At 55.9% G+C, this 25,470-nt stretch carries 22 protein-coding genes and 1 tRNA gene; 8 read left to right on the forward strand and 15 right to left on the reverse strand.

Going from position 1 to position 25,470, the window contains the following annotated elements:
• Positions 1–28 precede the first annotated feature (28 nt).
• Positions 29–1,534: a sodium/proton antiporter NhaB gene (nhaB, locus tag CLV44_RS00750; RefSeq protein ID WP_106590194.1), complete on the reverse strand. Its 1,506-nt coding sequence runs from the start codon at positions 1,532–1,534 to the stop codon at positions 29–31.
• Positions 1,535–1,917: 383 nt separating this feature from the next.
• Here nhaB and CLV44_RS00755 point away from each other — a divergent pair, with 383 nt between their 5' ends.
• The gene (locus CLV44_RS00755) at positions 1,918–2,370 is read left to right on the forward strand and encodes an NfeD family protein (protein ID WP_106590195.1); all 453 of its coding nucleotides are present in this window, start codon (positions 1,918–1,920) and stop codon (positions 2,368–2,370) included.
• Between the two features lie 37 nt (positions 2,371–2,407).
• Complete coding sequence (locus CLV44_RS00760) at positions 2,408–3,268, forward strand: SPFH domain-containing protein (RefSeq protein ID WP_211298036.1); 861 nt, start codon at positions 2,408–2,410, stop codon at positions 3,266–3,268.
• A gap of 1 nt (position 3,269) precedes the next feature.
• Here the strand turns inward: CLV44_RS00760 and CLV44_RS00765 are convergent, their stop codons facing one another.
• Both CLV44_RS00765 and CLV44_RS00770 read right to left on the reverse strand, forming a co-directional pair.
• Positions 3,270–5,522, reverse strand: coding sequence for a putative bifunctional diguanylate cyclase/phosphodiesterase (locus CLV44_RS00765; protein WP_106590196.1), 2,253 nt, complete (start codon positions 5,520–5,522; stop codon positions 3,270–3,272).
• A 187-nt stretch (positions 5,523–5,709) separates the two neighbouring features.
• Positions 5,710–5,793: transfer RNA gene (locus CLV44_RS00770), tRNA-Tyr, on the reverse strand.
• A gap of 441 nt (positions 5,794–6,234) precedes the next feature.
• Here CLV44_RS00770 and nrdA point away from each other — a divergent pair.
• The 3 genes from nrdA to yfaE all read left to right on the forward strand — a co-directional run bounded on the left by nrdA (position 6,235) and on the right by yfaE (position 9,995).
• Complete coding sequence (nrdA, locus tag CLV44_RS00775) at positions 6,235–8,499, forward strand: class 1a ribonucleoside-diphosphate reductase subunit alpha (RefSeq protein WP_106590197.1); 2,265 nt, start codon at positions 6,235–6,237, stop codon at positions 8,497–8,499.
• An 87-nt stretch (positions 8,500–8,586) separates the two neighbouring features.
• Complete coding sequence (gene nrdB / locus CLV44_RS00780) at positions 8,587–9,717, forward strand: class Ia ribonucleoside-diphosphate reductase subunit beta (RefSeq protein ID WP_106590198.1); 1,131 nt, start codon at positions 8,587–8,589, stop codon at positions 9,715–9,717.
• A gap of 11 nt (positions 9,718–9,728) precedes the next feature.
• On the forward strand, positions 9,729–9,995 hold the full coding sequence (gene yfaE / locus CLV44_RS00785) for a class I ribonucleotide reductase maintenance protein YfaE (protein WP_106590199.1): 267 nt from the start codon (positions 9,729–9,731) through the stop codon (positions 9,993–9,995).
• Positions 9,996–10,285: 290 nt separating this feature from the next.
• Here yfaE and nth read toward each other — a convergent pair whose 3' ends face one another.
• From nth to cysD, 11 genes are all read right to left on the reverse strand, one after another.
• Entirely contained in the window at positions 10,286–10,921 is a 636-nt protein-coding gene (gene nth, locus CLV44_RS00790; RefSeq protein WP_106590200.1) for an endonuclease III, read from the reverse strand.
• Positions 10,922–10,956: 35 nt separating this feature from the next.
• Positions 10,957–11,931, reverse strand: coding sequence for a GGDEF domain-containing protein (locus CLV44_RS00795; RefSeq protein WP_106590201.1), 975 nt, complete (start codon positions 11,929–11,931; stop codon positions 10,957–10,959).
• A complete protein-coding gene (locus CLV44_RS00800; protein WP_245912553.1) occupies positions 11,931–12,962 on the reverse strand; it encodes a response regulator in 1,032 nt (343 codons plus the stop codon). Before CLV44_RS00800 ends, CLV44_RS00795 begins: the two co-directional genes overlap by 1 nt.
• A gap of 80 nt (positions 12,963–13,042) precedes the next feature.
• Complete coding sequence (locus CLV44_RS00805) at positions 13,043–13,747, reverse strand: electron transport complex subunit E (RefSeq protein WP_106590202.1); 705 nt, start codon at positions 13,745–13,747, stop codon at positions 13,043–13,045.
• Positions 13,744–14,400, reverse strand: a complete 657-nt coding sequence (gene rsxG, locus CLV44_RS00810) for an electron transport complex subunit RsxG (protein ID WP_106590203.1) — start codon at positions 14,398–14,400, stop codon at positions 13,744–13,746. Before rsxG ends, CLV44_RS00805 begins: the two co-directional genes overlap by 4 nt.
• Positions 14,397–15,452 (reverse strand): electron transport complex subunit RsxD, encoded by a 1,056-nt coding sequence (gene rsxD / locus CLV44_RS00815; protein ID WP_106590204.1) that lies wholly within the window; start codon positions 15,450–15,452, stop codon positions 14,397–14,399. Before rsxD ends, rsxG begins: the two co-directional genes overlap by 4 nt.
• A gap of 48 nt (positions 15,453–15,500) precedes the next feature.
• Positions 15,501–17,624: an electron transport complex subunit RsxC gene (rsxC, locus tag CLV44_RS00820; protein ID WP_106590205.1), complete on the reverse strand. Its 2,124-nt coding sequence runs from the start codon at positions 17,622–17,624 to the stop codon at positions 15,501–15,503.
• Entirely contained in the window at positions 17,624–18,223 is a 600-nt protein-coding gene (rsxB, locus tag CLV44_RS00825) for an electron transport complex subunit RsxB (RefSeq protein ID WP_106590206.1), read from the reverse strand. The genes rsxC and rsxB overlap by 1 nt, the downstream gene beginning before the upstream one ends.
• 13 nt (positions 18,224–18,236) lie before the next feature.
• Complete coding sequence (gene rsxA, locus CLV44_RS00830) at positions 18,237–18,818, reverse strand: electron transport complex subunit RsxA (protein ID WP_106590207.1); 582 nt, start codon at positions 18,816–18,818, stop codon at positions 18,237–18,239.
• A 159-nt stretch (positions 18,819–18,977) separates the two neighbouring features.
• Positions 18,978–20,639 (reverse strand): sulfate adenylyltransferase subunit CysN, encoded by a 1,662-nt coding sequence (gene cysN, locus CLV44_RS00835; protein ID WP_106590208.1) that lies wholly within the window; start codon positions 20,637–20,639, stop codon positions 18,978–18,980.
• A gap of 201 nt (positions 20,640–20,840) precedes the next feature.
• Positions 20,841–21,758, reverse strand: a complete 918-nt coding sequence (cysD, locus tag CLV44_RS00840) for a sulfate adenylyltransferase subunit CysD (protein ID WP_106590209.1) — start codon at positions 21,756–21,758, stop codon at positions 20,841–20,843.
• Positions 21,759–22,035: 277 nt separating this feature from the next.
• Here cysD and CLV44_RS00845 point away from each other — a divergent pair, with 277 nt between their 5' ends.
• The 3 genes from CLV44_RS00845 to CLV44_RS00855 are packed head-to-tail and all read left to right on the forward strand — an operon-like array spanning position 22,036 to position 24,792.
• Positions 22,036–23,694, forward strand: a complete 1,659-nt coding sequence (locus tag CLV44_RS00845; RefSeq protein ID WP_106590210.1) for a nitrite/sulfite reductase — start codon at positions 22,036–22,038, stop codon at positions 23,692–23,694.
• A complete protein-coding gene (locus tag CLV44_RS00850; protein WP_106590211.1) occupies positions 23,678–24,154 on the forward strand; it encodes a DUF934 domain-containing protein in 477 nt (158 codons plus the stop codon). Before CLV44_RS00845 ends, CLV44_RS00850 begins: the two co-directional genes overlap by 17 nt.
• A gap of 14 nt (positions 24,155–24,168) precedes the next feature.
• Positions 24,169–24,792 (forward strand): phosphoadenosine phosphosulfate reductase domain-containing protein, encoded by a 624-nt coding sequence (locus CLV44_RS00855; RefSeq protein ID WP_106590212.1) that lies wholly within the window; start codon positions 24,169–24,171, stop codon positions 24,790–24,792.
• Positions 24,793–24,878: 86 nt separating this feature from the next.
• On the opposite strand, the gene CLV44_RS00860 is transcribed toward CLV44_RS00855, so the two are convergent.
• On the reverse strand, positions 24,879–25,268 hold the full coding sequence (locus CLV44_RS00860; RefSeq protein ID WP_106590213.1) for a universal stress protein: 390 nt from the start codon (positions 25,266–25,268) through the stop codon (positions 24,879–24,881).
• Between the last annotated feature and the right edge of the window lie 202 nt (positions 25,269–25,470).

The raw sequence follows: 25,470 nt of genomic DNA on the forward strand, positions 1-25,470 counted from the left end.
AACCGCTCGGCAGTGCTCTGTTTCCTGTTCAGGTAAACATAATTACCGATGCCAGACCGACGCTGCCCAGCACTACGGTGTAGGGTAGGGCCATGATCACCATGCGGCCGTATGACAACCGTACCAGCGGCGCAATCGCTGAGGTGAGCAGGAACAGAAACGCGGCCTGACCGTTGGGTGTGGCGACGCTGGGCAAGTTGGTGCCGGTATTGATGGCGATTGCCAGCTGGTCAAAGTGCGCACGGGTGATGTCGCCGGCATCCAGTGCCTGTTTGACTTCGCCGATGTATACGGTGGCCACAAACACATTATCCGAAATCATCGACAACACGCCGTTGGCAATAAAGAACATGCCTGGCTGCTGCTCGGGTGGCAGCGACAGAACCCAGGTGATGATCGGCGTGAACAGATGCTGTTCGTGAATGACGGCGACAATGGCAAAAAACACCACCAGCAGTGCGGTGAAGGGCAGTGCTTCTTCGAACGCCTTGCCAATCTGGTGCTCATCGGTGACGCCGTTGAACGAAGTGATCAGAATGATGACCAGCAAGCCGATCAAGCCTACTTCAGCCAGATGTAATGCCAGGCCGACGACCAGAATGGCCGCCGCGATCGCCTGTACGATCAAGGCGGCTTTCTGGTTGGGTGTACGCTTGGCGCGCTCGGCTTCGGCGAATTCCTTCAGTACCAGCAGCACCGGTCGCGGCAAGCGCGCGCCGTAACCAAACAGTTGCAGCTTCTCCAGGACTACGCAGGTCAACAGACCGGCGGCCAGTACCGGCATGGATACCGGTGCCATCAACAGGAAAAACTCGGCAAAATTCCAGCCGGCAGTCTTGGCGATCAGCAGGTTTTGTGGCTCGCCGACCAGAGTGCAGACGCCGCCCAGCGCGGTACCAACGGCACTGTGCATCAGCAGGCTGCGCAGAAAGGCGCGGAATCCTTCCAGGTCTTCACGGTGCAGATCGATTACTTCATGGTCGGACACATGGTTGTGGCTCTTGTGCTGGTGGCCCTTGCCTGAGGCAACCTTGTGATACACCGAGTAGAAGCCGACTGCTACGCTGATGATTACGGCGGTGACTGTCAGGGCATCGAGGAAAGCCGACAGCAGGGCAGCGGTCATACTGAACAGTAAGGCCAGCAGATACTTGGAGCGCACATGCAGCAGGATATTGGTGAACGTCACCAGCAGCAGGCTCTTCATGAAGTAGATCCCGGCGACCATGAACATCAGCAACAGAATCACCGGCAGATTGGTTTCGACCTCGTGATAAAGCGCCTCGGGCGTGGTCATTCCCAGCAGCAGAGCTTCAGTGGCCAGCAGGCCGCCGGGCAGCAGCGGGTAGCACTTGAGTGCCATGGCCAGGGTGAAAATGAACTCGCCGATCAGCAGCCAACCGGTGGCCTGTGGTCCCAGAGCCCAGAGTGCAATGGGATTGATCAACAAGAAAAGTACAATGATCTGCTTGTACCAGGCAGGGGCGGAGCCCAGAAAATTGTGTGCAAAGGCACCAATACTGGTGGAGGGCATAACATCGGTCTCGTGTAACCGCCAAACGGGCGGTGGTATTGTTATTGGAGGTGAAACCGGCACGCGGGCCGCTGTGGCCGCGCCAATATGGACGGCCTGTTCCGATACAGGCCGAGGAGGCACCCGTCAGGGCATGCTCCAACGCTGGGGGCGAAGGGACGGTGTAGCAGGGTGTATCAAGCGTGAGAGCGTTGATCAACCTGAAGCCTGTTGCGGAAGTGCGCGACTTTATCACAGGCAGGAAAGTGCAATCCAGAACGTGGGGTGACAAGGGTACTTATGAAGTAGCTGTACCCTGCTGAGGTGGTGTATATGCCTCCGGATCGACCTGAACACAATACTGCTTCATAATCTTCAGAGCGCATATCACACAGGGAGATGGCATGGAATTTCAGATCGAATACTGGCACTGGGTCGTGTTCGGCATGTTGCTGATCATGGCGGAACTGGTTGTGCCCAGTTTTACTATTTTCTGGTTCGGCCTGGCCGCGTTGCTGATGGCCGCACTGGTCTGGCTGGTGCCGGATGTTAGCTTGAGTGTGCAATTGCTGGCATGGGCCATTGGCTCCAGTCTGTTTGCGCTGGCCTGGTTCAAGTTGCTGCGTCCGCTGATGGTGGATCGTACCCAGGCGGGGATCGCACGTGAGGCGGTGTTGGGCGAGAGCGGGCAGGTGATTCTGGCACCACAGCCGCCACGGCGTGGTCAAGTCCGCTTTTCAACACCGGTGCTGGGTGATGATGAATGGGAGTTTATCTGTGAAGAGCCGGTGGTCATTGGTGATCGGGTCCTTATCACTGAAATCTCGGGTAATACCTTAATTGTCAAAAAGCGCTGATAGCGTACAACTGATATCTACATGAAAGGATAAAAAGATGATGATCGACGGATTGAGTATGGCAGGTGTATTCCTGGTGCTGGTAGTGGTAACCCTGTTTCTGGGGGTCAAAACGGTACCGCAGGGCAGCAAGTACGTGGTTCAGAGATTGGGTAAATATCACCGTACGCTGGGGCCGGGTCTGAATGTGATTTTCCCTTATATCGATACGGTGGCCTACAAGATTACCACCAAGGACATCGTGCTCGACATTCCTTCCCAGGAGGTGATTACCCTCGATAATGCAGTGATCATCGCCAATGCGGTTGCCTACATCAACATCGTCTCGCCTGAGAAGGCGGTTTACGGGGTGGAGGATTACAGCTTTGCGATCCAGAACCTGGTGCAGACCTCACTGCGTTCGATTATCGGTGAGATGAATCTGGATGATGCGTTGTCCAACCGCGATCAGATCAAGGCCAAGCTCAAGGGTGCGATCTCGGATGATATTTCCGACTGGGGTATCACATTGAAGACCGTCGAGATTCAGGATATCAACCCGTCGCAGACCATGCAGATGGCGATGGAGGAGCAGGCAGCGGCCGAGCGTCAGCGCCGTGCCACGGTGACCCGTGCCGGGGGTGAAAAGGCGGCTGCAATCCTGGAAGCGGAAGGGCGTTTGGAAGCGTCCCGCCGCGATGCTGAAGCCAAGGTTGTACTGGCTGAGGCCAGTCAGGCCGCAATCGAAAAAGTGACATCAGCCATTCAGGGCAATGAACTGCCGGTGATGTATCTGCTGGGTGAGAAATACGTCGAAGCGATCAAGGACATGTCACAGGGCGAAAATGCCAAGATCGTGCTGCTGCCTGGCGATATCCCGGCTGCCGTCCGTGGCATCATGGGTGGGTTCAGCAAGTAAATCAGATCGTGTAAGACTCGGAGGCTGTCGGCTGATGTTGCCGGTAGCGCCGAGTCAGCTCGTCGGCAGGAAGCGGGCGGCTGAACAGGTACCCTTGGTACTGATGGCAACCGAACTCTGCCAGCTGGTTGAGCTGGTCGACTTCTTCCACGCCTTCTGCCGTTACCGTCAGGTTCAGACTGTTGGCCATTGAAATAATGGTGCGGCAGATGACGGCATCATCCGGATCAATACAGATTTCACGTACAAACGACTGATCAATCTTGATCGTATCCAGCGGGAAGCGTTTCAGGTAACTGAGGCTGGAATAGCCCGTGCCGAAATCATCGACGCTAAGGTACACGCCCAGGCGATCGAGCCGGTTGAGCAGGTCAATGGTGTGGTCGACATGTTTCATCAGCATGCTTTCCGTCAGTTCCAGTTCCAGCTGCTCAGGTTGCAGGCCGTGGCGTGACAGGCAATCCTCCAGTTGATCGTAGAATCCGGGGTCATCCAGTTGTATTGCTGAAAGATTTACGGCGACCCGCAAATCGATACCCGCTTGTTGCCACTTTTTAAGTTGTGCGCAGGCCTGCTCCAGTACCCAGCTGCCGATCTCATTGATCAGCCCGCATTCTTCTGCCAGCGGGATGAAGCAGGCGGGTGAGATCATGCCGTGATCAGGTCGGTGCCAGCGAATCAGAGCTTCCACGCCCGTAATTCGGTTCTCGGCGACATCCACCTGCGGTTGGTAATACAGTTCGAACTCCTGATTGCGCAAGGCCTGGTGCAGCGCGTTTCTGAGGGCAAGGCGTTCGTGCTCTTCACGGTCAATTTCATGGTTGTAGAAATGGAAGCGATTGCGGCCATTGGCCTTGGCGCGGTACATGGCGGTATCGGCATGCTTGATCAGTGTTGTCGAATCCACGCCGTCCTGCGGGAAGATGGCTGCGCCGATGCTGGAGGATACGTTGAATTCCTGCACGCCGACTCTCAATACGGGTTGCAGAGTCTTTTGCAGACGGCTGATCAGCTGTTCAATGTGCTCACTCGATTCAACGTTGTTCAGCATGATAACGAATTCGTCGCCGCCGATGCGGGCCAAAGTATTGTCGTGCCCGACTGTCTGGCGCAGACGCTCGGCCAGGCTGCGTAGCAGCAAGTCGCCTTCGTGGTGCCCCAGAGAGTCATTGATGTGCTTGAAGTGATCCAGATCGATAAACAGTACGGCCAGCTGCCTGTTGTGTGCGGTCGCAGTTTCGATCTGTTGTTCCAAGCGCTGTTCAAACAGGGAGCGGTTGGGGAGCCCGGTCAGGCCGTCATGCTGGGCGAGGTGGCGGATGCGTTCTTCCGCCATTTTGCGTTCTTCAATTTCGCGGTGCAGGCTGGCGACCACGGTTTCGAGTGCCTGAGTGCGTTCGATCACGCGTTGTTCCAGTGCTTCCTGGGCGCGTAGCAGTTCCTGGTCGTGGCGTTTGCGCTCGGAGATGTCCATCATGATCCAGATGGAGCCCTGCTCCAGATCAGTTGGGTCAATTGCTTTGCTGCGCAAGTCGCACCAGATGGCGCTACCGTCTCGGCGGCGCAGCTGCAGTTCTGTGCTAAAAGCCTTGCCGCTGGCCAGTACCTCTCGGTGTATGCGTCCGGCTGCCTCCCACTCAGCGGATGAGTAATAAAACGCAGCAGTACTCAGGCCATGGATCTCTTCGAGAGTATATCCGAGCATATCGGCCATGCGGCTGTTGCAGTGGGTTACGCGGCGTTCATGCAGAAAGGCGATGCCAACCATGGCATGGTCGAAAATCAACTGCTGCTGGTGGTGTAGGGCCTGCAGGGCGGCATCATCGTGACGTTGCTGGTCGATGTCCTCAATAATCCAGATTGAGCCCTGTTCAACCGCGTCGGGGTTGATGAGCTTGCCGGTTACTCGGCACCAGAAGAGGGTGCCGTTGCGCCGTATCATCTGGATTTCGGCAGTGTAACGCTCGCCCCTGATCAGGCATGGGTAGGCATTGGCACCCAGTTGGCGGAAGTCGTCTTCGTTTTGATAGAGGCATTTGCTGCTGGAGCCGACCATCTCTTCCGCAGAAGCGAAGCCGTAAATAGTGGCAAACTGCTGGTTGCAGCGTTGAATCAGGCGATCACGGATGAAGCTGATGCCAACACCGGCGTTATCCAGAATAACCTGCTGTTCGTTGAGGAGTAGCTGGGCAGCATCGAGAGGCTTGGGCGAGTCTTTAGTGGAGACGATGTCATTTTTATTGTTAGTGGTCATTGTTGCAACAAGCCGTTGTTTAAAAGAGTCCTTTTGCGCCAGCGTAACATGATCCATACCTCATGGGCATAGCACTAAACATGATGTGTATATAAGGAAATTACGGAGGGCAGAGGACGAGGTAGTGCTGCGGAAGGTGTATATGAAAAAGCCCCGCGGATGAGGCGAGGCTTGTTCACAGTATTCATGGTGGTGGGAGGTGGATTCGAACCACCGAAGCTTGCGCGTCAGATTTACAGTCTGATCCCTTTGGCCACTCGGGAACCCCACCAACGGAAGCGCATTCTATTCATCGGGCGGCGAGTTGTAAAGGGTCTTGGCGCCACAGTATCGACTCTTATCATCTATGTAATATTTTCGTGAGTTTGAGTTTTAACATGAAAAAAAGTCTTTGAAAAAAGGGAATGGAAAAAGCAGCGCCAAGCCCTCATAATGCGCGGCTTTCAGCGTAAGCGACTCGTCGAGCTACACTTGATGAGGCGATAAATCAATATTGAAATCTTTGCGCCAATATCTATATTTAGTGCCCTGTAAGCGGCTGCGTACTACATCTTGTGCTTTACCCAATAACTGACCACATTTGGCGTTTTCTTCGTATCACGCCTTTTTGCTTTGGTTTCAGACGGTTGCACAGTAAGGGCGAGGTCGGGCAATAACTGGACTCGCAAGGGTTTCAAGTTTCATCAATGACAGAACTGGAAGAGCGTGCACAATGCAGCAAGATCTGATGGTTACCAAACGCGATGGTCGGCGTGAACAGATCGACCTGGAAAAAATCCATCGTGTAATTATCTGGGCCGCCGAAGGGCTGGAAAATGTATCGGTATCACAGGTTGAGTTGAGTGCGCATCTTCACTTCTACGATGGCATCAAGACCTCCGATATTCACGAGACACTGATCAAGTCTGCTGCGGATCTTATCTCCGAAGATGCACCGGACTACCAGTACCTGGCAGCACGTCTGGCCGTGTTCCATCTGCGCAAGCGTGCGTTCGACAGCTTCGAACCGCCACACCTGTACGATCATGTCACGCAGATGGTCAATGACAATCGTTATGATCGCCACCTGCTTGAAGACTACAGCCGCGACGAGTTTGAACAACTGAACGAGTTCCTGGATCACGGTCGTGACATGAATTTCAGTTACGCCGCCGTCAAACAGCTGGAAGGCAAGTACCTGGTGCAGAACCGGGTGAGCGGCAAGATCTTCGAAAGCCCGCAGTTGCTGTACATGCTGGTTGCCGCGTGCCTATTCGCCAACTACCCGCGTGAAACCCGTCTGGGCTACATCAAGCGGTTTTACGATGCGACCTCGCTGTTCAAGCTGTCGCTGCCAACGCCGATCATGGCCGGTGTACGTACGCCGACACGCCAGTTCAGCTCTTGCGTACTGATTGAAGCGGACGACAGTCTGGATTCCATCAACGCGACAGCGTCTGCGATTGTGAAGTATGTGTCCCAGCGTGCCGGTATCGGTATCAACGCCGGCCGTATTCGCTCTATCGGCAGCCCGATCCGTAACGGTGAAGCGTTCCATACCGGTTGTATCCCGTTCTACAAGCACTTCCAGACTGCCGTTAAATCCTGTTCGCAGGGCGGTGTGCGCGGTGGTGCAGCCACCTTGTTCTACCCGCTGTGGCATCTTGAAGTTGAGTCGTTGCTGGTATTGAAGAACAACCGCGGTGTTGAAGAAAACCGTGTGCGCCACATCGATTATGGCGTACAGATCAACAAGCTGATGTACCAGCGTTTGATCAAGGGTGGCAATATCACCCTGTTCAGCCCGCACGAAGTGCCGGGTCTGTACGATGCTTTCTTTGCCGATCAGGAAGAGTTCGAGCGTCTATACACTCAGTACGAGCAGGACGAATCGATCCGCAAGAAGAGCATCAAGGCGGTTGAACTGTTCGGCCTGATGATGTCCGAGCGTGCCTCCACCGGCCGTATCTACATTCAGAACGTGGATCACTGCAACACTCACAGTCCGTTTGACCCTGCCGTTGCACCGGTGAAGCAGTCCAATCTTTGCCTGGAAATTGCGCTGCCGACCAAGCCGCTGAAGGATGTGAATGATCCGGACGGCGAAATCGCGTTGTGTACGTTGTCAGCCTTCAACCTGGGTGCGCTGGATAACTTGGATGAGCTGGAAGACCTGGCTGATCTGATCGTGCGCGCGCTGGACAGTCTGCTGGATTATCAGGATTACCCGATTCCGGCGGCCCGCAACGCGAGTATGGCACGCCGTACACTGGGTGTGGGTGTCACCAACTTTGCCTACTATCTGGCCAAGAATGGTGTGCGTTACTCCGATGGCAGTGCCAACGGGCTGGTACACCGCACGTTTGAGGCGATTCAATATTACCTGCTCAAGGCATCCAACCAGTTGGCCAAGGAAGTGGGTGCATGCTCCAAGTTCAACGAAACCAATTACGCCAAGGGTCTGCTGCCGATCGACACCTACAAGCGTGATGTCGATGGTTACTGCGAAGAGCCGTTGCACTACTTCTGGGAAACGCTGCGCGAGGACATCCGCGAGTTTGGTCTGCGCAACAGCACATTGACGGCGCTGATGCCCTGCGAGACCTCTTCACAGATCACTAACTCCACCAACGGTATCGAGCCGCCGCGTGGTTTTGTTTCGGTCAAGGCAAGCAAAGACGGCATCATGAAACAGGTGGTGCCGGAATACCTGGAACTGAAACAGCAATATGAGCTGCTGTGGAGCATCCCGAACAACAATGGCTACCTGCAGCTGGTTGGTATCATGCAGAAATTTGTCGATCAGTCGATTTCGGCCAACACCAACTATGACCCGGCCAAGTTCGCCAGTGACAAAGTACCGATGAAGCAACTGCTCCAGGATCTGTTGACTGCGTACAAGTATGGCGTGAAGACGCTGTACTATCACAATACCCGTGATGGGGCATCTGATCAGGCAGATGATGGCGGCTGTGAAGGCGGCGCCTGCAAGCTCTGATCGTCGTTCACTTCGGTTTATTGTCAACGCGCCTCCCCGGCACTGTTCGGGGAGGATCGGTATGTTTTATTCAGGAAAAAGGTACTCATGTCATACTCTACTTTCAGTCCGAGTAACCACGATGCAACGCGCGAACCAATGTTTTTCGGTCGTTCTGTCAATGTGGCCCGTTATGACAAGCAGAAGTATCCGATCTTCGAAAAGCTGATTGAGAAGCAGCTGTCCTTTTTCTGGCGTCCGGAAGAGGTCGATCTGACCAACGACCGCAAAGACTTCATGGATATGCCGGACCATGAAAAACACATCTTTCTCAGCAACCTGAAATACCAGACGTTGTTGGATTCGGTGCAGGGACGTTCGCCTAATGTGGCGTTTCTGCCGGTGGTGTCGTTGCCTGAGCTGGAAACCTGGTTTGAGACCTGGGCGTTCAGCGAGACGATCCATAGTCGTTCCTACACGCACATTATTCGTAACATCATCACCGAGCCGGCCGAGGTGTTTGACACCATCGTCACCAACCCCGAGATCATCAAGCGGGCAGAAACGGTCACCCGACTGTATGACGAGTTTATCCAGCTGGTGAGTGTGTACAGTATTCACGGACCAGATGTGCATCTGATCAACGGCGAGCGCTTCGATGCAACGCTGTATAACCTGAAGACGAAGCTGTATCTGACCCTGGTATCGGTCAACGTGCTGGAGGCGATCCGTTTCTATGTGAGTTTCGCCTGTTCGTTTGCGTTTGCCGAGCGTGCATTGATGGAAGGAAATGCCAAAATCATCAAGCTGATTGCCCGTGATGAAGCGTTGCACCTGACCGGCACTCAGCACATGCTTAACCTGATGGCATCCGGTACCGATGATCCCGACTTCAAGCAGATTGCGGTCGAGTGTGAAGAGCAGGTCTACGAGATCTTCCGTGAAGCGGCTGAGCAGGAAAAGGAATGGGCCGGTTATCTGTTCAGTGAAGGCTCAATGATCGGTCTTAATGCGCGCATTCTGGGTGATTATGTCGAATACATCACCAACGTGCGCATGAAGGCGCTGGGCTTGAATGAAATCTTCCCGGCACGCCAGAATCCGCTGCCCTGGATGAATGGTTGGCTGGTCAGTGACAATGTTCAGGTTGCGCCTCAGGAAGCCGAGATCAGTTCTTACCTGGTTGGCCAGATCGACAACGATGTCGGCACGGATGATTTTGACGGTTTCGATCTGTAACAGAGGTGCTCATGTCGGGTATTCCGCGTATCAAGGTCAACAACTACCACACCTTCTATTACCAGTATGAAACATCACTGCTGGATGCGCTGGAAGCACAGCGCATACCTGCGCCTTATAGTTGCCGTGGCGGCTACTGCGGATGTTGTAAAGTGCGGTTGCTGGAAGGTGAAGTTGGTTATTTTCAGGAAAGCCTGGTCGACCTTAAGGAAGATGAGGTTCTGGCCTGCTGTTGCCGTCCCAAAAGTCATATCGAGATTGAATTGCCGGATAGTTGAAGCCGGTCATATAGACTCGAACAAATGTGTGAAGCGCCTTGACAGGGCGCTTTTTTTTTGAACTTGTACACACGTATTGGGCAGTCTTCTCGGCGGCGGTGCATAACCATGAATGAAACCTTTTTGAAATGGTATTGACATAAATAACCTATTGTTTTTTATAGTTTTTTACAAAAACTGGTTATTTTTTTACCAATTCGCTGAAGGCCTTGAAATACGCCGCTTGGCGTCAGTATTCCAAACTCTATCCACTATTTTATCCACAGATTCTGTGAGTAAGCAGGGCGGCCTCAGTAGTCGGTTTTTTCCTTGAATTCGCACAGGTCTTCGATGATGCAGGCGCCGCAACGGGGCTTGCGTGCAGTGCATACATAGCGGCCATGCAAGATCAGCCAGTGGTGGGCATCGAGCAGAAATGGCTTGGGCACAAAGCGCATCAGCTTCTTCTCTACTTCCAGTACGGTCTTGCCTGGCGCAATGCGGGTGCGGTTGGCGACGCGGAAAATATGGGTGTCGACAGCCATCGCCGGTTGGCCAAAAGCGGTGTTGAGGACCACGTTGGCGGTCTTGCGGCCAACGCCTGGCAATTGTTCCAGTGCTTCACGGGTTTGTGGCACTTCGCTGTTGTGCTGCTCAATCAGGATGCGGCAGGTCTTGATGGTATTCTCGGCCTTGGTGTTGAACAGGCCGATAGTCTTGATATGTGCTTTGACACCATCAACGCCCAGAGCCAGTATGGCCTCCGGTGTATTGGCGACAGGGAAGAGCTTACGGGTGGCCTTGTTGACGCTCACGTCAGTGGCCTGGGCAGACAGCAGAACTGCGATCAGCAGCTCAAAGGGAGAGCTGTACTCAAGCTCGGTTTCGGGGTTGGGGTTCTGTTCCTGTAATCGGCTGAAGATCTGGTATCGCTTGTCTGCGTTCATGGCTCTGAGTATACGGCTCTATGGGTGAGCGGTAATTATTCCAGATCCTCGGCCAGGGTGGTACGGTTGCGGCCGGTTGTTTTGGAGTGGTAGAGCGCCCGGTCGGCATCGCGTATCCAGTCTTCATGGGACTGGTGCGAGTTATTCAGTTGGGAAATGCCCATGCTGACGGTGAATTGAATCACATGTGGTCCGTGCCGTACCGTTAAGGCCTCTACGGCGCAGCGTACACGCTCTGCGAATATGAGGGCGTTGTCTTCGGACGTGTTGATTAGAAGCACACCAAACTCCTCGCCACCGTAGCGTCCGGGTGTGTCGGTTGAGCGTGCATGTTGGCGCAGCAGATTCGAGAGTACGCGGATGACTTCGTCGCCGGCCTGGTGGCCATAGGTATCGTTGACCCTTTTGAAGTGGTCCACATCCAGCATCACCATGCTGGAGGTACTTTGTGTGCGTCGGAAACGTTCGTACTCCTGACGCAGACACTCTTCCCAATAGCCACGGTTGGCCAGTCCGCTGAGCTTGTCAGTACGGCTCAGTAGGGCCAGCTCGGCGTTGGCAGCACTCAGCGCTTGCTTGTTGATGGCGACAGCGGTCATGTCGTAGACCATAATGCCGACGTGTTCGATCTCGCCATTGGGTGAGGATAGCGGTATCAGGGTTATGTTCTGGTACATGAATTCAGCCGCACCGGTAATGGGGTGGTGTGGCTTGAAGCGGAAAAGGTAAGGCCGCTCTTCCCAGGTAATAAAGGCGCGGTTACGCAGTAGAAATACGCTGTCGAGCTTGCGCTTGAACCACTCGATAGGCAAAGAGCCAAACAGTTGATCCACGCATTTGCCGCGTGCGGTCGAGTCACGAATGCCGGAGTGGTTGGCCATGAAGCTGTTCCACATCACCACGCGATGACGGGCGTCCAGTACAATCAGGCCGACATCCAGATTTTGCAGTAGTCCGAGTTGCCAATGGAACTCGTCCATGGTCAGTACTTGCTCTGGGGGATTAATCATTACAAGTGACTCGCCAGTTCATTGAGTGTGGGCAGGGAATCTTCCGTGAACAGCAGGAGTAAATCACAGCTGATGGCCAGCCCCTCGATTCGATAGCTGATGTCGATGCTCAGTATTCTGTCAGGTTGACCGGTATTGACCATTTGGCTGTGTCCCGGCAAAAACTCCAGCACCTGCGGCGAACTTTGACTGAACGCCAGGTCCAGCTGTTGCCCCAGGCCGTTAAGAAATGCACCAATGAGTACATTGGCGATATCCAGAGTCAGTTCGCGCTCAACCTGTTCGGTGATGTCGCCGACATGGTTGAGCAGCGAAGCAAGTTGACTGGTCTCGGTGTCGCTGAGCATCAAGAGGGCTTCACCCGAAATGCCGGGGGCTATAAAGCCCTGGCGCACGGTATTCATGGTGGGTTGGCTAACCGACTGCTGCAGTGCCATCTCCAGCTCGCATGACTCGATCAATTGAATGCTGGGGATGGGCAGTTCGACAAAGGTGTCCAGCAGCTGTGCCAGCAGGTTGGCCGCCTGGCCCATGGCGACATTGGCCAGTTCCTGATAGTGCTCGGTCAGCATCAGGGTTTGCTCGATGGAGCTGATACCGGAGACAGTGGGCGTGTCGGTCGGGTGTGTGGCAGGAAGAGGGGTCGCCTTGTGCTGGAGTTCCTCCAGCAGGCCGAAGGCGCGCAGGGAGCGCCCCAGTTGCTCGACATCGATCGGTTTGCGGATGAAGTCCAGCGCCCCGAGTTGACGCACGCGGGTGTGTGCTTCCGGCTGGATGTCGCCGGAGACGACGATGGTCAGTGTTTGCAAATCCTGGCTGCGGATGCGTTCCAATACCTGATAACCATCCAGGAGTGGCATGTTCAGGTCCAGAAACAGTAACTCACCTTTGCCGGCCCGGATCGCTTCCAGTGCTTCCAGGCCTTGGCTGGCGTGAGTGATGTCGAGATTCCACTGTGACAGCGCGCGTTCCATCTGCTTGCGCGCCAGACGCGAGTCATCACAGATAATGACCGGTATAGGCTTGCCCACCTTGGCTCCTGCTACTCGTTAATACATTAAATTTCGAGAGTAGACAAAAGAGCCAGCGGTTACAACCGCTATGGGTTATATCAGCCAGTAATGCGTACGCGCTTGCTGCCGGTCAGTTCTGTCGGCTTTTGTAGCATGCGTCGACGTTTTTCGGCACGAGCATCAATCACGTTTTTCAATGCGATCAGCAGCCCCAGACCTACGAATGCACCGGGCGGCAGAATGGCAAACAGGAAGCCTGGGTAATCGGTCAATACGGTCAGTTCCCAGTTACGGGCAGCTTCGCCAAACAGCAGGTGCATATTGCTGAACAGGGCACCGGTACCAAGCAGTTCACGCATACCGCCGAGCAGGACCAGTACGACCGTGAAGCCGATACCCATCATTAAGCCATCGAGTACGGAGGCACGAACGGGGTTTTTGACGGCAAATGCATCGGCGCGGCCCATGATGGCACAGTTGGTCACGATCAGCGGGATGAAGATGCCGAGGATCAGATAGAGCTCGTAGGTCAGCGCCTGCATGACCAGCTCAATCGCGGTCACGAATGAGGCGATGATCATGACGAAGATCGGCAAGCGTACGGTTTCCGGTACCAGTTTGCGGAACAGGGATACGGTCAAGTTGGAGCTGACCAGTACCAGGGTGCTGGCAAGGCCAAGGCCCATGGCGTTGACCACGGAGGCGGTAACGGCCAACAACGGGCACAGGCCGAGCAGCTGGACCAGTGCCGGGTTGTTGTGCCAAAGGCCGTCCAGGGTGATTTTGCGGTAATCGACACTCATTCTGACACTCCTGCAGCAAGCGGCTGCGCCTGGGTGGTCACGGGGGTGAGCAGGCGCTCGCGGTGGGCGCGGAAAAATTCGATCGCGCGGGCGGTGGCACCGACGATGGCGCGGGGAGTGATGGTCGCGCCGGTAAATTGGTCAAAGCGCCCGCCATCCTTTTTGACGGCCCAGCTGTCGTCGCCGCTCATCGCCATTTCGGCGTTGTCGAAGGTCAGAATCCAGTCGGACTTGCTCAGCTCGATCTTGTCGCCGAGTCCAGGTGTTTCCTTGTGGCTGAGTACGCGGACGCCTGCGAGGGTGCTGTCGGCATGGATGCCGATCAGCAGCTCGATATCACCGCTGTAGCCATCGGGTGCGATGACGGGCAACAGCACCGTTACCACGCGGCCGTCCTGAATGGCCTGGTAAATATCGGCCGGTGCATCCAGGCCCAGCTCGGGTGCCTGCAGCTGCAGTTTATGATTAACCAGCTGCGGATCGACCTGCTCGGGTACGATCTCGAACAGGGCGCGTGCCTGGAACTCGGCCTTGTTGAGGCTGATCTGCTCACGGGTTGCCAGTTGGGTAAAGGCGATCACCGCCGAGGTCACGATGGCAAACAGACCGATGGCGACAGCATTGTTGCGGATGGCCGTGATGATCTCGTTCATGCCTTGCCTCCCTGTCCCTTATTGGCCTTGCTGTGGCCATAACTGCGTGGCTGGGAATAGATGTCGATAAAGGGTGCAGCCAGATTCATCAACAACACGGCAAAGGCGACGCCATCGGGGTAGTTGCCCCAGGTGCGGATGATGAAAATCAGCACGCCGATGCCGGCACCAAAAATGATGCGGCCCCGGTTGCTGGTGGCGCTGGAAACCGGGTCAGTGATGATAAAGAACGCTGCCAGCATGGTCGCACCGGTACTCAGGTGGAAAAACGGGCCAGCGTAGTTATCCGGATCGTAGCCGTAGAACATGGCGGAACAGATCGCCAGTGCCAGTAGCATGGAGATCGGCGCATGCCAGGTGATGATCTTGCGGTAAAGCAGGAAGATCCCGCCCATCAACCAGGCAGCACTGACCGCGTGCCAGGCACCAATGCCTTCAGACAATACAACCGACTGCCGCCAGGCTTCTTCATTGGTGAGGCCACCGCGATGGCGCAGCTCGTCCAAGGGGGTCGCCCCGGTAAAACTGTCATACCAGACGCTGTCGACAGAGCCAAAAATGGCACCCAGCGTGTCGAAAAACGACGCTACCGGCCAGCCTTCGCCGTTGAGCACGAAGGGGGCACTCCAGCGAGTCATCTCAACCGGGAAAGAGATCAGCAGCAGGGCATAGGCGACCATCGCCGGGTTGAACGGGTTCTGCCCCAGGCCGCCGTATAGATGCTTGGCGATCACTATGGCGACAAAGATGCCCACGGCCGTGACCCACCAGGGGGCAAAAGGCGGAATGGCGACGGCCAACAGCAGAGCCGTGACCAGCGCGCTGCCATCACTCAGATAAAAGCCCAGCGGACGGCGGCGTATCTTGAGAATGATCGCTTCGAAGGCGACGGCCAAGGCACCGGCCCACACCAGCTGGATCAACGTGCCCCAGCCGAAGAAGACGGTCATGGCGATAATGCCGGGCAGGGTCGCCAGCAGCACCAGCCGCATTACGTTTGCGGTCGTGTTGGTCTTGTAGACGTGAGGTGAACTCATCCGGATCAGAGACATGATCGATTCGATCCCGTTAATAAAGAGTAGGCCGTTACAGTCATGGCGTCAGGCTGGCTCATGCTGTTTCAGCGTGTTGTTCAGGGTATCGGCCTTGGCGCGGGCAATGGCCAGCTCGGCCTCCAGTGCTGCCCGAGCTTCGTCCTCTTCGGTTTTGGCCAGGCTGCGCTCCAGCTTGGTCACGGCGGCGCGGGCCATGGCGGCATCGATCTTCAGTTTCTTGAGATCGACTCCCTGAGCGGCAGCGGCATCAATCTGTGCCTGCTCGGCAGCCTTGAACGCCTTATCGGCTTCTTCATGACGCTGACGCAACGTGCTCAAATCCTGCTCTGCCTGCGCACGTGCTTCGCCATCCAGTTCGGCCAGCGCGGTTTCGGCCTTCTTGATCTTGGTGCGCATGATCGAAACCTGTTGCTTCAGCGTTTTCAGATCTACGGCCGGTGCGGCGGCCTGTTCCGGTACGGTGCTTGCTTCCGCATCCTTGTACGCCTGATCAGCCGCATCCGCTTTCTGTTCCAGCGTGGTTACGGTTATGCGCAGGGTGTCGATGCCATCAAGCCCCTTATCTTCCGCGTTTTTCAGTGCCGTGCGTGCTTTTTTCAGCTTGGTGCGGGCCACGGCTGCGGCGGTTTTCAGTGCTTTTACATCGACAGGTGCAGCGGTTACTGCGGCCGCGCTGCCGGTCTCGGCAACAGGTGTTTCACTTGCGGTCTTGCGTGCCTGTTGGGCACGAGCGGCTTCTTCGGCGCGGGCCTTGCGGCGCGCTTCTTTCTCAGCTTGCTCACGTTCCAGGCGTGCCTGGCGGGCTTCAAAACGCTCGCGGGCGTGGTCGGCTTTGCGTTGCTCGGTTTCTTCGGTGCGAATTTCCGATTTGGCGAAGCGATAATACTGCACCAGCGGGATGCTGCTGGGGCAAACATAAGCGCAGGCACCGCACTCAATGCAGTCAAACAAGTTGTGGTTCTTGGCCTTGTCGAACTCGCGGCCCTTGGCGAACCAGTACAGCTGTTGCGGCAAGAGTTCGGCCGGGCAGACCTGCTCACACATGCCGCAGCGGATGCAGGGCTGTTCCGGTGGTGCCGGGGGCATCTCGTCGGTTGAGGCGGCGATGATGCAGTTGGTGGTTTTGATCACCGGAATCTGGTCGTGTTCAACGGTCACGCCCATCATGGGGCCACCCATGACCAGTCGATAGAGCTTGTTTTCGTAGACGCCACTGGCGTCCAGCAGGTCGGCAAAGGGGGTGCCGATCAGCACATTCAGGTTCTGTGGCTGGGCCACGGCATCCCCGGTCACGGTCACGACGCGGGAGATCAGCGGCTCGCCGAAATGCACTGCGCGATAGATGGCAGCGGTGGTGCCGATATTCTGGCAGACGATGCCGATATCCGCCGGAATCCGGCCGCTGGGGACTTCGATACCGGTCAGCAGTTTGATCAACTGGCGTTCGCCACCGGAGGGGTACTTGGTAGGTACCACGCGGATATCAATGTTCAGCTCGCAGCCTTTGAGTGCCGCTTCCAGAGCATGAATGGCCTGGGGCTTGTTATCCTCTATGCCGATCATGATATGGCTGGGCTTGAGCAGGTGACTGATCACCTTGATGCCGCCCAGAATTTCGTCGGCACGTTCGCGCATCATCATGTCATCGGCGGTGATGTAGGGCTCGCATTCGGCCGCGTTGATCACCAGCGTGTTAACGATGTGGTTGTCGCCCAAGTGCAGTTTGACGTCGGTGGGGAAGCCTGCGCCGCCCATACCGGCAACGCCACACTGGCGGATATGCTCAATCAGTGTGCCTGGCTCCAGGCGGGTGTAGTCCTCAAGCCCGTGATGCTCGACCCACTCTTCCTTGCCGTCGGTTTCGATGCAGATGCAGTCGGAATCCAGTCCTGAGGCATGTGGCACCGGATGCGGGCCGATGGAGCGAATGATGCCTGAGGTCGGGGCGTGCAGCGCAGCGCTGATACGACCAACCGGTTCGGCAATCATCTGTCCTTTCAGGACGCGGTCGCCAATATTGACCACCGGGCTGGCAGCGATGCCGATATGTTGCTGCAGCGGAATATACAGCACCTTCGGCAGCGGCATGTCGCGGATCGGTGTACGCGTCGACTGCTTCTTGTTCTCCGGCGGGTGAATACCGCCGTGGAATGCGAATACCTTGCCCATCAGTGCGCCTCCTGCTGTTGTTCCTGGCCGCGGCCCAGATCGGTGGCAATCAGGCGTGTGGTATCGGTCGGTGATGGCCACTTCCAGTTGGCGATGGTGGTTTCAATCGGGATCATGTCGATACAGTCTACCGGGCAGGGCTCCACACACAGGTCGCAGCCGGTGCACTCATCAGTAATGACGGTGTGCATCTGCTTGGCGGCACCGAGGATTGCATCCACCGGACAGGCCTGAATGCACTTGGTGCAGCCGATGCATTCGTCTTCACGGATGAAGGCAACCGTGCGCACCTGCTCTTCGCCGTGTTCAGCGTCCAGTGGTATGGCTTCCACGTCGAGCAGGTCGGCCAGTGCTTCAATGGTGCTTTGGCCGCCGGGCGGACACTTGTTGATGGCATCGCCGTTGGCAATTGCTTCGGCGTAAGGGCGGCAGCCGGGGTAGCCGCACTGGCCGCACTGGGTCTGAGGTAATATGCTGTCGATCTGGTCGACGATGGGGTTGCCCTCAACCCGGAAACGGATGGAGGCATAGCCCAGAATGATGCCAAACACCACGGCCAGGCCAAACAGGATCAGAATTGCTGTAATAACAGTGGTCATTGCACACTCCGCCTCAGAACTGCACGAGGCCGGCAAACCCCATGAACGCCAGTGACATCAAACCGGCCGTGACCATACCAATGGCGGCACCGCGGAAGGGCACGGGCACATCGGCAACCGCAACCCGTTCACGGATGGCGGAAAACAGGATCAGGGCCAGCGAGAAGCCTACTGCGGCACCAAAGCCGTAGGCGATGGATTCAAGGAAGCCGTTCTGCTTTTTAATGTTGAGCAGGGCCACGCCAAGCACGGCACAGTTGGTGGTGATCAATGGCAGAAAGATGCCCAGCAGCTTGTATAGCAGGGGGCTGGTTTTATGTACCACCATCTCGGTGAACTGCACCACAACGGCGATCACCAGAATGAAGGAGATCGTCTGCAGGTATTCCAGTCCAAACGGCTGCAGCAGTGTCGAATACACCAGATAACTGCAGACGGATGAGAGTGTCAGCACAAACGTAGTTGCCAGTGACATGCCCATGGCTGTTTCCAGCTTGTTGGACACGCCCATGAAGGGGCAGAGCCCCAAGAACTGTACCAGGACAAAGTTGTTCACCAGTACGGTGCTGATCAGGATGAGCAGAAAATCAGTCATAGCCCCTGTCATTGCCTCGACCCCTGCAGGAAAACCCCGCAAGGTGTATTAGATTCTGCTGAATTTTACCGGATTTATAACCTCAGGGTATAGATCAGCTTGCTGATGTCTGGCAATTGCTGAACAAGAGGCCGATATTATACCGGCCCCGGTGCCCCGTTAGATCAACTCGGCTTGCGCGATCTGCTCCAGCAGTGCATTTACCTGCGCCGCTGGCGTTTGAGTCTGCAGCGCGTCCAGTGTCAGTACCAGATCGGCTTGCAGTCCGTCGTGATCGGTTAGCAGCAGCAGTCCTGCCGCTTTCAGGGCGTCGACCTGTTCGTCGCTCTGATCGGTCAGTGCCAGCGGCAGACGACCACGGTTGAACAGCTGTTGCTCCAGTGTGAACAGCAGTGAGCTGCGCAGGGCATCATCGCCGCCGGTCAACTGGATTAGAGCGGCGGTCTGGCCGCAACGACGGGCGCGCAGCTCAGTGCTGATCGCCGAGCGATCCTGCAGTTCAATGCTGGTGTCGGTCTCGGTGTCGGCCTGGATCATGCCGGCGGCTACGGTTGCATTGGTCAGGCGGTCAACGACGATGAATGAGCCGGTGCCTTTGTGGCGGCGATAGTCATCGGCCACGACCGGGCGTTCAAGCGTCACTTCAACCTGGGCGATTTCGTTCAGGCTCAGGGTGGCTGCCGGAGACTGTTCCAGTGTGTTCACGTCGATGCGGTGACGGATGGCATTGATGCGACCCGCCGTGCGGGTGCTGGCCAGTTTGATCTCATAGCCGCGTCCCGGTATCAGCTCCTGCTCTGACATCCAGACCAGATGCGCCGTGAATGACTGCGTTGATTCCGGCACCTGCTGGCTGTGTACAATCAGGTCGCCACGGGAGATGTCGATCTCGTCTTCCAGTGTCAGTGTTACGGACATGGGCGCGAAGGCTTCCTGCAGCTCGCCGTCGAAGGTGACAATGGATTTCACCTTGCTGGACTTGCCTGAAGGCAGCACGGTGACTTCATCACCCGGGCGCACGATACCGGCGCTCAGGGTGCCGCAATAGCCACGGAAATTCAGGTTCGGGCGGTTGACGTACTGTACCGGGAAACGCAGCTCTTCAAGGTTGGCGTCACCTGCGATCTCCACGTTCTCCAGTGTCTGCATCAGCGAGCTGCCGGTGTACCAGGGCATGTGCTCCGACGGGTTGACCACGTTGTCACCCTTGAGCGCAGAGATCGGCGCAAAGTGGATGTCTTTCAGGCCCAGACCCTTGGCAAATTCGAGGTAGTCCTGTTTGATCTGCTCAAAGCGCTCCTCGCTGAACTCCACCAGATCCATCTTGTTAATGGCAACGACGGTGTGTTTGATGCCCAGCAGTGAAACGATGAAACTGTGGCGACGGGTCTGTACCTGCACGCCGTGACGGGCATCAATGAGAATGATCGCCAGATCACAGGTGGATGCCCCGGTGGCCATGTTACGGGTGTACTGTTCGTGTCCCGGTGTGTCGGCAATGATGAACTTACGCTTGGCGGTCGAGAAGTAGCGATAGGCGACATCGATGGTGATGCCCTGTTCGCGCTCTGCCTGCAGGCCATCCACCAGCAGGGCGAGGTCGATCTCTTCGCCCGTGGTACCCACTTTTTTACTGTCGGACTGGATCGCGGCCAGCTGATCTTCATAGATCATTTTGGAGTCGTGCAACAGACGGCCGATCAGAGTGGATTTGCCGTCGTCGACGCTACCGCAGGTCAGAAAGCGCAACAGTTCCTTGTTTTCGTGCTGTTCCAGATACGTGTCGATGTCGGTAGCGATCAAATCAGATTGGTGTGACATGGTTATCTCTTCCCGTGTGCTGTACTGGGGCGGTTAAAGTCGCCCTTGTCGTAGGAGCCTGCTCGGCAGGCGGCTGTCGCGATGTATGTTCTTCGCTTGCAGGCAAGCTCCTACCGGTAACGTTTATCGTAGGAGCCTGCCTCGCAGGCGATTATTAAGGTGTCGCGCTATTCCGCTCGCTAAGCCAGTTCCTGCAATGTGTTAGAAGTAGCCTTCGATCTTCTTCTGTTCCATGGAGCCGGCACCGTCATGGTCGATGGCGCGCCCCTGACGCTCTGACGTGGTGGCCAGCAGCATCTCCTGGATGATCTCCGGCAGCGTATCGGCATCAGACTCTACGGCACCGGTCAGCGGGTAGCAGCCCAGAGTACGGAAGCGGATGTTCTTCATCATCGGCACTTCACCGTCGGCCAGCGGCAGACGTTCGTCATCGACCATTATCAGCATGCCGTCACGTTCGACGACCGGGCGTACAGCCGAGAAGTACAGCGGCACCAGCGGAATGCTTTCCAGGTGGATGTACTGCCAGATGTCCAGTTCGGTCCAGTTGGACAGCGGGAAGACGCGGATGCTTTCGCCCTTTTCGACACGGGTGTTGAATGTGTTCCACAGCTCGGGACGCTGGTTTTTCGGGTCCCAGCGGTGATATTTGTCGCGGAAAGAGAAAATACGTTCCTTGGCGCGTGATTTTTCCTCATCACGGCGCGCACCGCCGAAGGCTGCGTCGAACTTGTATTTGTTCAACGCCTGCTTCAGGCCCTGCGTCTTCATGATGTCGGTATGCTTGGACGAGCCGTGTTCGAACGGGCTGATACCCATCTCAACGCCTTCCGGATTGATATGGACGATCAGATCCATGCCGGCTTCCTGCGCCATCTGGTCACGGAACTGGATCATTTCCTTGAACTTCCAGGTCGTGTCCACGTGCATCAGCGGGAAAGGTGGTTTACCCGGATAAAATGCCTTGCGGGCAAGGTGCAGCATCACGGATGAGTCCTTGCCGATGGAGTAGAGCATGACCGGGTTGTCGAACTCGGCAGCCACCTCGCGGATGATGTGAATGCTTTCAGCTTCGAGCTGCTTAAGATGGGTCAGGCGGTGTTCCGGCAACAGATTCATCGTGTGACTCTTTCAGTTGAATTAGTACCCAAAGCCCGGACGTGGGGCTCATAACTGGATGGCATTATGTCGAAGAGTTTATAAATTAAAAAGGAATATATATGAATTCTTATATAACCTAAAAGAATAAAAGGTGGCGAAGATTACGAATCTCAAGCCATACCGCCAAATTCCAAAAAAGAATAACAAGATTATCAATTAGTATTTTACGTTATAAAAGGGGCGGGGTAACATGGCGGCCTGTTTTTATGACGCTCAGTAGAAAGGTTGAACTGACATGTACCAGTACACCGAAGTGGATCAGAAGCTGGTAGACGAACGGGTGGAGCAGTACCGCGACCAGACCCGTCGCTACCTGGCAGGCGAGCTGCCGGACGAGGAGTTTCGTGCCCTGCGCCTGATGAACGGCCTGTATATACAGCGTCAGGCGCCGATGCTGCGCGTGGCCATTCCCTATGGCCTGATGTCCTCGACCCAGCTGCGCAAGATGGCCGAGATTGCCCGTACCTATGACAGAGGCTACGGCCACTTCACCACGCGTACCAATATCCAGTACAACTGGCCGACGCTGGAGTCTGTGCCCGATATTCTGGCGGAGCTGGCGAAAGTGCAGATGCACGCCATTCAGACATCGGGCAACTGTATCCGTAACACCACCACCGACCCGTATGCCGGTGTGATCGCCAGTGAACTGGAAGATCCGCGCCCCTGGTGCGAGATCATCCGTCAGTGGTCTACATTGCACCCGGAATTTGCTTATCTGCCGCGCAAGTTCAAGATCGCCGTTACCGGTGGTCCTGAAGACCGTGCCGCGTCCCAGGTACACGATATCGGCCTGCATCTGGTCAAGAATGAGCAGGGCGAAGTCGGCTTTGAAGTTCTCGTCGGTGGCGGCTTGGGCCGTACGCCGGTGATCGGCAAGCAGATTCGTCCCTTCCTTGAAGGGCGTGACCTGCTGTCCTATCTGGAAGCGATCCTGCGCGTGTACAACCTGAATGGCCGCCGTGACAACAAGTACAAGGCGCGGATCAAGATTCTGGTCAACGCCATGGGCATCGACACCTTCCGCGAACAGGTGGAAGCCGAGTGGGCGCACATCCGCGAATCCGATCTGCGTTTGTCGCAGAGCGAGATCGATACTGTCAAAGCGCAGTTCACGCCGCCGGCTTATGAAGCACCGGCTGCAGACAGTGCGCTGGATGCCCAGCTGGCGGAAAACGAAACCTTCCGTATCTGGTATGAGCGCAACACTGTCGAGCATAAGGTTGAGGGTTACCGGATTGTCGTGGTGTCGTTGAAGCCTTATTTACAGGCACCGGGCGATATTACCGATATCCAGATGGAAGCTGTGGCTGATCTGGCTGATCGCTTCTCCTTTGGTGAAATTCGCGCCACGCACCACCAGAACCTGGTGTTGGCTGACGTGAAGCAGAGCGACTTGCTGGAAGTCTGGAAGATTCTGGACGGCAATAGTCTGGCCCGCCCGAACATCGGCACCCTGACCGACATGATTGTCTGTCCCGGTTTTGATTTCTGCAGCCTGGCCAATGCGAAAACACTGAACATTGCCGAACAGATCAACGAAAAGTTTGAGCATGTCGATTATCTGCATGATATCGGTGACGTGCGCCTGAACATGTCTGGTTGCATCAACGCCTGTGCGCATCACCACGTAGGCCACATTGGCATCCTCGGCGTCGACAAGAAAGGCGAAGACTGGTACCAGTTTACGCTGGGCGGCTCTTCTGAAGCCGATGCCTCTCTCGGTAAGGTGCTGGGCAAGTCCATTGCTGCCGATGAAGTCGCGAACACCATTGAAAAGATTTTGCTGGCGTATATCGACCTGCGCGAATCCGAAGCGGAAAGCTTCCTCGACGTGGTCCGCCGTGCCGGCCTGAACCCCTTCAAGGAGGCTGTGTATGCCGCTGATCATTGATCGCACTCTGGTAGCTGAAGACAAGTGGACCACCGTGGCAGAGGATCAGGCGATCCCTGCTGATGGTGCCATTATCCTGCCGCTGGCGCAGTGGCTGGAACACCACGACGCCTTGAAGGGCCGTGAAGTGGGTGTTCAGGTCAACGGTGACGATAACCTGGATCAGGTGCTGGCACTGAATGGCCAGGTTGAGCTGATTGTCGTCGATATTCCGGCTTTCACCGATGGTCGTGGTTTCAGCATCGCACGCCTGCTGCGCCGTGCCGGTTACGCCGGGCAGCTGCGCGCGGTGGGTGATGTCACCCGTGACCGTCTGGCCCACCTGGAACGCTGCGGCTTCGATGCCATGCTGGTTCCAGATGATCGCTTTGAATCAGAGACGCTGAATGCATTCGACGAAGTGAGCGTTCGGTATCAGGGCGGTGCATCCGTAACGCGCCCGGCGTACCCGCAAAGCTGATAAGGAGAACAGGAATGAGCATCGATCTGGCTGCCGCCAACGCTGAGCTGGCGGGTAAAACGCCGCAGGAGATCGTCGCCTGGGCCATCGCCCATAGCGACAAGCCACTGGTAACCACCAACTTCCGCCCCTATGAGTCGGTGATCCTGCACATGGCGGTGCAGGCCAAGCCTGACATCAAGGTGCTGTGGGTGGATTCAGGCTACAACACCTCGGCGACGTACCGTTTCGCGGAACAGTTGATCAAGGATTTGAGCCTGAACATCGTCACCTACATTCCCGAGATGAGCGCCGCACGTCGCAACGTGCTCATGGGCGGTATCCCGGATGTTGATGATGCTCAGCATGACGAGTTTACCCGTCAAGTGAAGCTGGAACCGTTTCAGCGCGCACTGGCGGAGCTGAAACCGGATCTGTGGCTCAACGCCATCCGCAAGGATCAGACCGAGTTTCGCCAGTCACTGGATATCGTCTCGGCAAGCAAGGACGGCATCATTAAGGTGGCCCCGCTGTTCAACTGGACAGAAGCGGACATGGACGCCTATCTGGCTGAGCACAACCTGCCCAATGAACACGACTACTTCGACCCGACCAAGGCGCTCGAAACCCGTGAGTGCGGGTTGCATACGCAGTTGTAAGCGTATCCTGTCGTTGTCTTTAAAAGCCCGCCGTGTGCGGGTTTTTTTATGGTTGTAGCGGTCCTCGTGGGGACTTATCGAGTGTGTTAAGAGCCGAGATCGACGATCAGCAAGTCAGTCTTTACGTTGTTGACGAGTTTGGGTACTGAACTGAATATGCGGCTAATCAGGTTGTGGTGGTGGCCACAGACAACCAGATCAACATCACTGGTTTCGACCAAACCGGCCACCTTCATATGTAAATCACCTATAACCGACAAAGTCTCCGTGACCGGGTAACCACATCCATCAGCAAGCTTTTGCAGTTGCGCCTGTATGCGTATCTCCTCTTTTGGATACTCCCTCAGACGATCCGTTTCGACATACACAATCGAAAGCTTGCTGTTAGCCGGTTTGGCTTGCTCGATGGCTTTATCGATAAGTGTTTTACTGGCATCGGACAGGTCCACGGTGACCAGAACATGTTGGTAGCTCATTACTGTTCTCCTACTTAAAGGATTAGGCACTTTTACAAGCTTAGCAGGTCGGGGGAGGCGGGGGGTATTCGGTTGCTGCCTGTCCGGAAGTGCGGGCAATACCCTCTACTCACGCAGTATGATATTGCTTCAAACAGACATTTTGGGCAAAGTAGAAAAAGTGCCAGCAGGGAGTTAGCGGGCTGATTCAGAATCCGGGCGC

The sequence above is a fragment of the Marinobacterium halophilum genome (genome assembly GCF_003014615.1).
GTDB lineage: Bacteria > Pseudomonadota > Gammaproteobacteria > Pseudomonadales > Balneatricaceae > Marinobacterium > Marinobacterium halophilum.

Bases quoted from the DNA above. Each gene is read 5' to 3' on its own strand.
- CLV44_RS00805 (WP_106590202.1), bottom strand. From the start codon at position 13,747: ATGAGTGTCGATTACCGCAAAATCACCCTGGACGGCCTTTGGCACAAC.
- CLV44_RS00755 (WP_106590195.1), top strand. From the start codon at position 1,918: ATGGAATTTCAGATCGAATACTGGCACTGGGTCGTGTTCGGCATGTTG.
- CLV44_RS00765 (WP_106590196.1), bottom strand. From the start codon at position 5,522: ATGACCACTAACAATAAAAATGACATCGTCTCCACTAAAGACTCGCCC.
- CLV44_RS00860 (WP_106590213.1), bottom strand. From the start codon at position 25,268: ATGAGCTACCAACATGTTCTGGTCACCGTGGACCTGTCCGATGCCAGT.
- rsxD (WP_106590204.1), bottom strand. From the start codon at position 15,452: ATGTCTCTGATCCGGATGAGTTCACCTCACGTCTACAAGACCAACACG.
- cysN (WP_106590208.1), bottom strand. From the start codon at position 20,639: ATGTCACACCAATCTGATTTGATCGCTACCGACATCGACACGTATCTG.
- nhaB (WP_106590194.1), bottom strand. From the start codon at position 1,534: ATGCCCTCCACCAGTATTGGTGCCTTTGCACACAATTTTCTGGGCTCC.
- cysD (WP_106590209.1), bottom strand. From the start codon at position 21,758: ATGAATCTGTTGCCGGAACACCGCCTGACCCATCTTAAGCAGCTCGAA.
- CLV44_RS00845 (WP_106590210.1), top strand. From the start codon at position 22,036: ATGTACCAGTACACCGAAGTGGATCAGAAGCTGGTAGACGAACGGGTG.
- rsxA (WP_106590207.1), bottom strand. From the start codon at position 18,818: ATGACTGATTTTCTGCTCATCCTGATCAGCACCGTACTGGTGAACAAC.
- yfaE (WP_106590199.1), top strand. From the start codon at position 9,729: ATGTCGGGTATTCCGCGTATCAAGGTCAACAACTACCACACCTTCTAT.
- nrdA (WP_106590197.1), top strand. From the start codon at position 6,235: ATGCAGCAAGATCTGATGGTTACCAAACGCGATGGTCGGCGTGAACAG.
- nrdB (WP_106590198.1), top strand. From the start codon at position 8,587: ATGTCATACTCTACTTTCAGTCCGAGTAACCACGATGCAACGCGCGAA.
- CLV44_RS00855 (WP_106590212.1), top strand. From the start codon at position 24,169: ATGAGCATCGATCTGGCTGCCGCCAACGCTGAGCTGGCGGGTAAAACG.
- rsxG (WP_106590203.1), bottom strand. From the start codon at position 14,400: ATGAACGAGATCATCACGGCCATCCGCAACAATGCTGTCGCCATCGGT.
- CLV44_RS00850 (WP_106590211.1), top strand. From the start codon at position 23,678: ATGCCGCTGATCATTGATCGCACTCTGGTAGCTGAAGACAAGTGGACC.
- nth (WP_106590200.1), bottom strand. From the start codon at position 10,921: ATGAACGCAGACAAGCGATACCAGATCTTCAGCCGATTACAGGAACAG.
- rsxC (WP_106590205.1), bottom strand. From the start codon at position 17,624: ATGGGCAAGGTATTCGCATTCCACGGCGGTATTCACCCGCCGGAGAAC.
- CLV44_RS00795 (WP_106590201.1), bottom strand. From the start codon at position 11,931: ATGATTAATCCCCCAGAGCAAGTACTGACCATGGACGAGTTCCATTGG.
- rsxB (WP_106590206.1), bottom strand. From the start codon at position 18,223: ATGACCACTGTTATTACAGCAATTCTGATCCTGTTTGGCCTGGCCGTG.
- CLV44_RS00760 (WP_211298036.1), top strand. From the start codon at position 2,408: ATGATGATCGACGGATTGAGTATGGCAGGTGTATTCCTGGTGCTGGTA.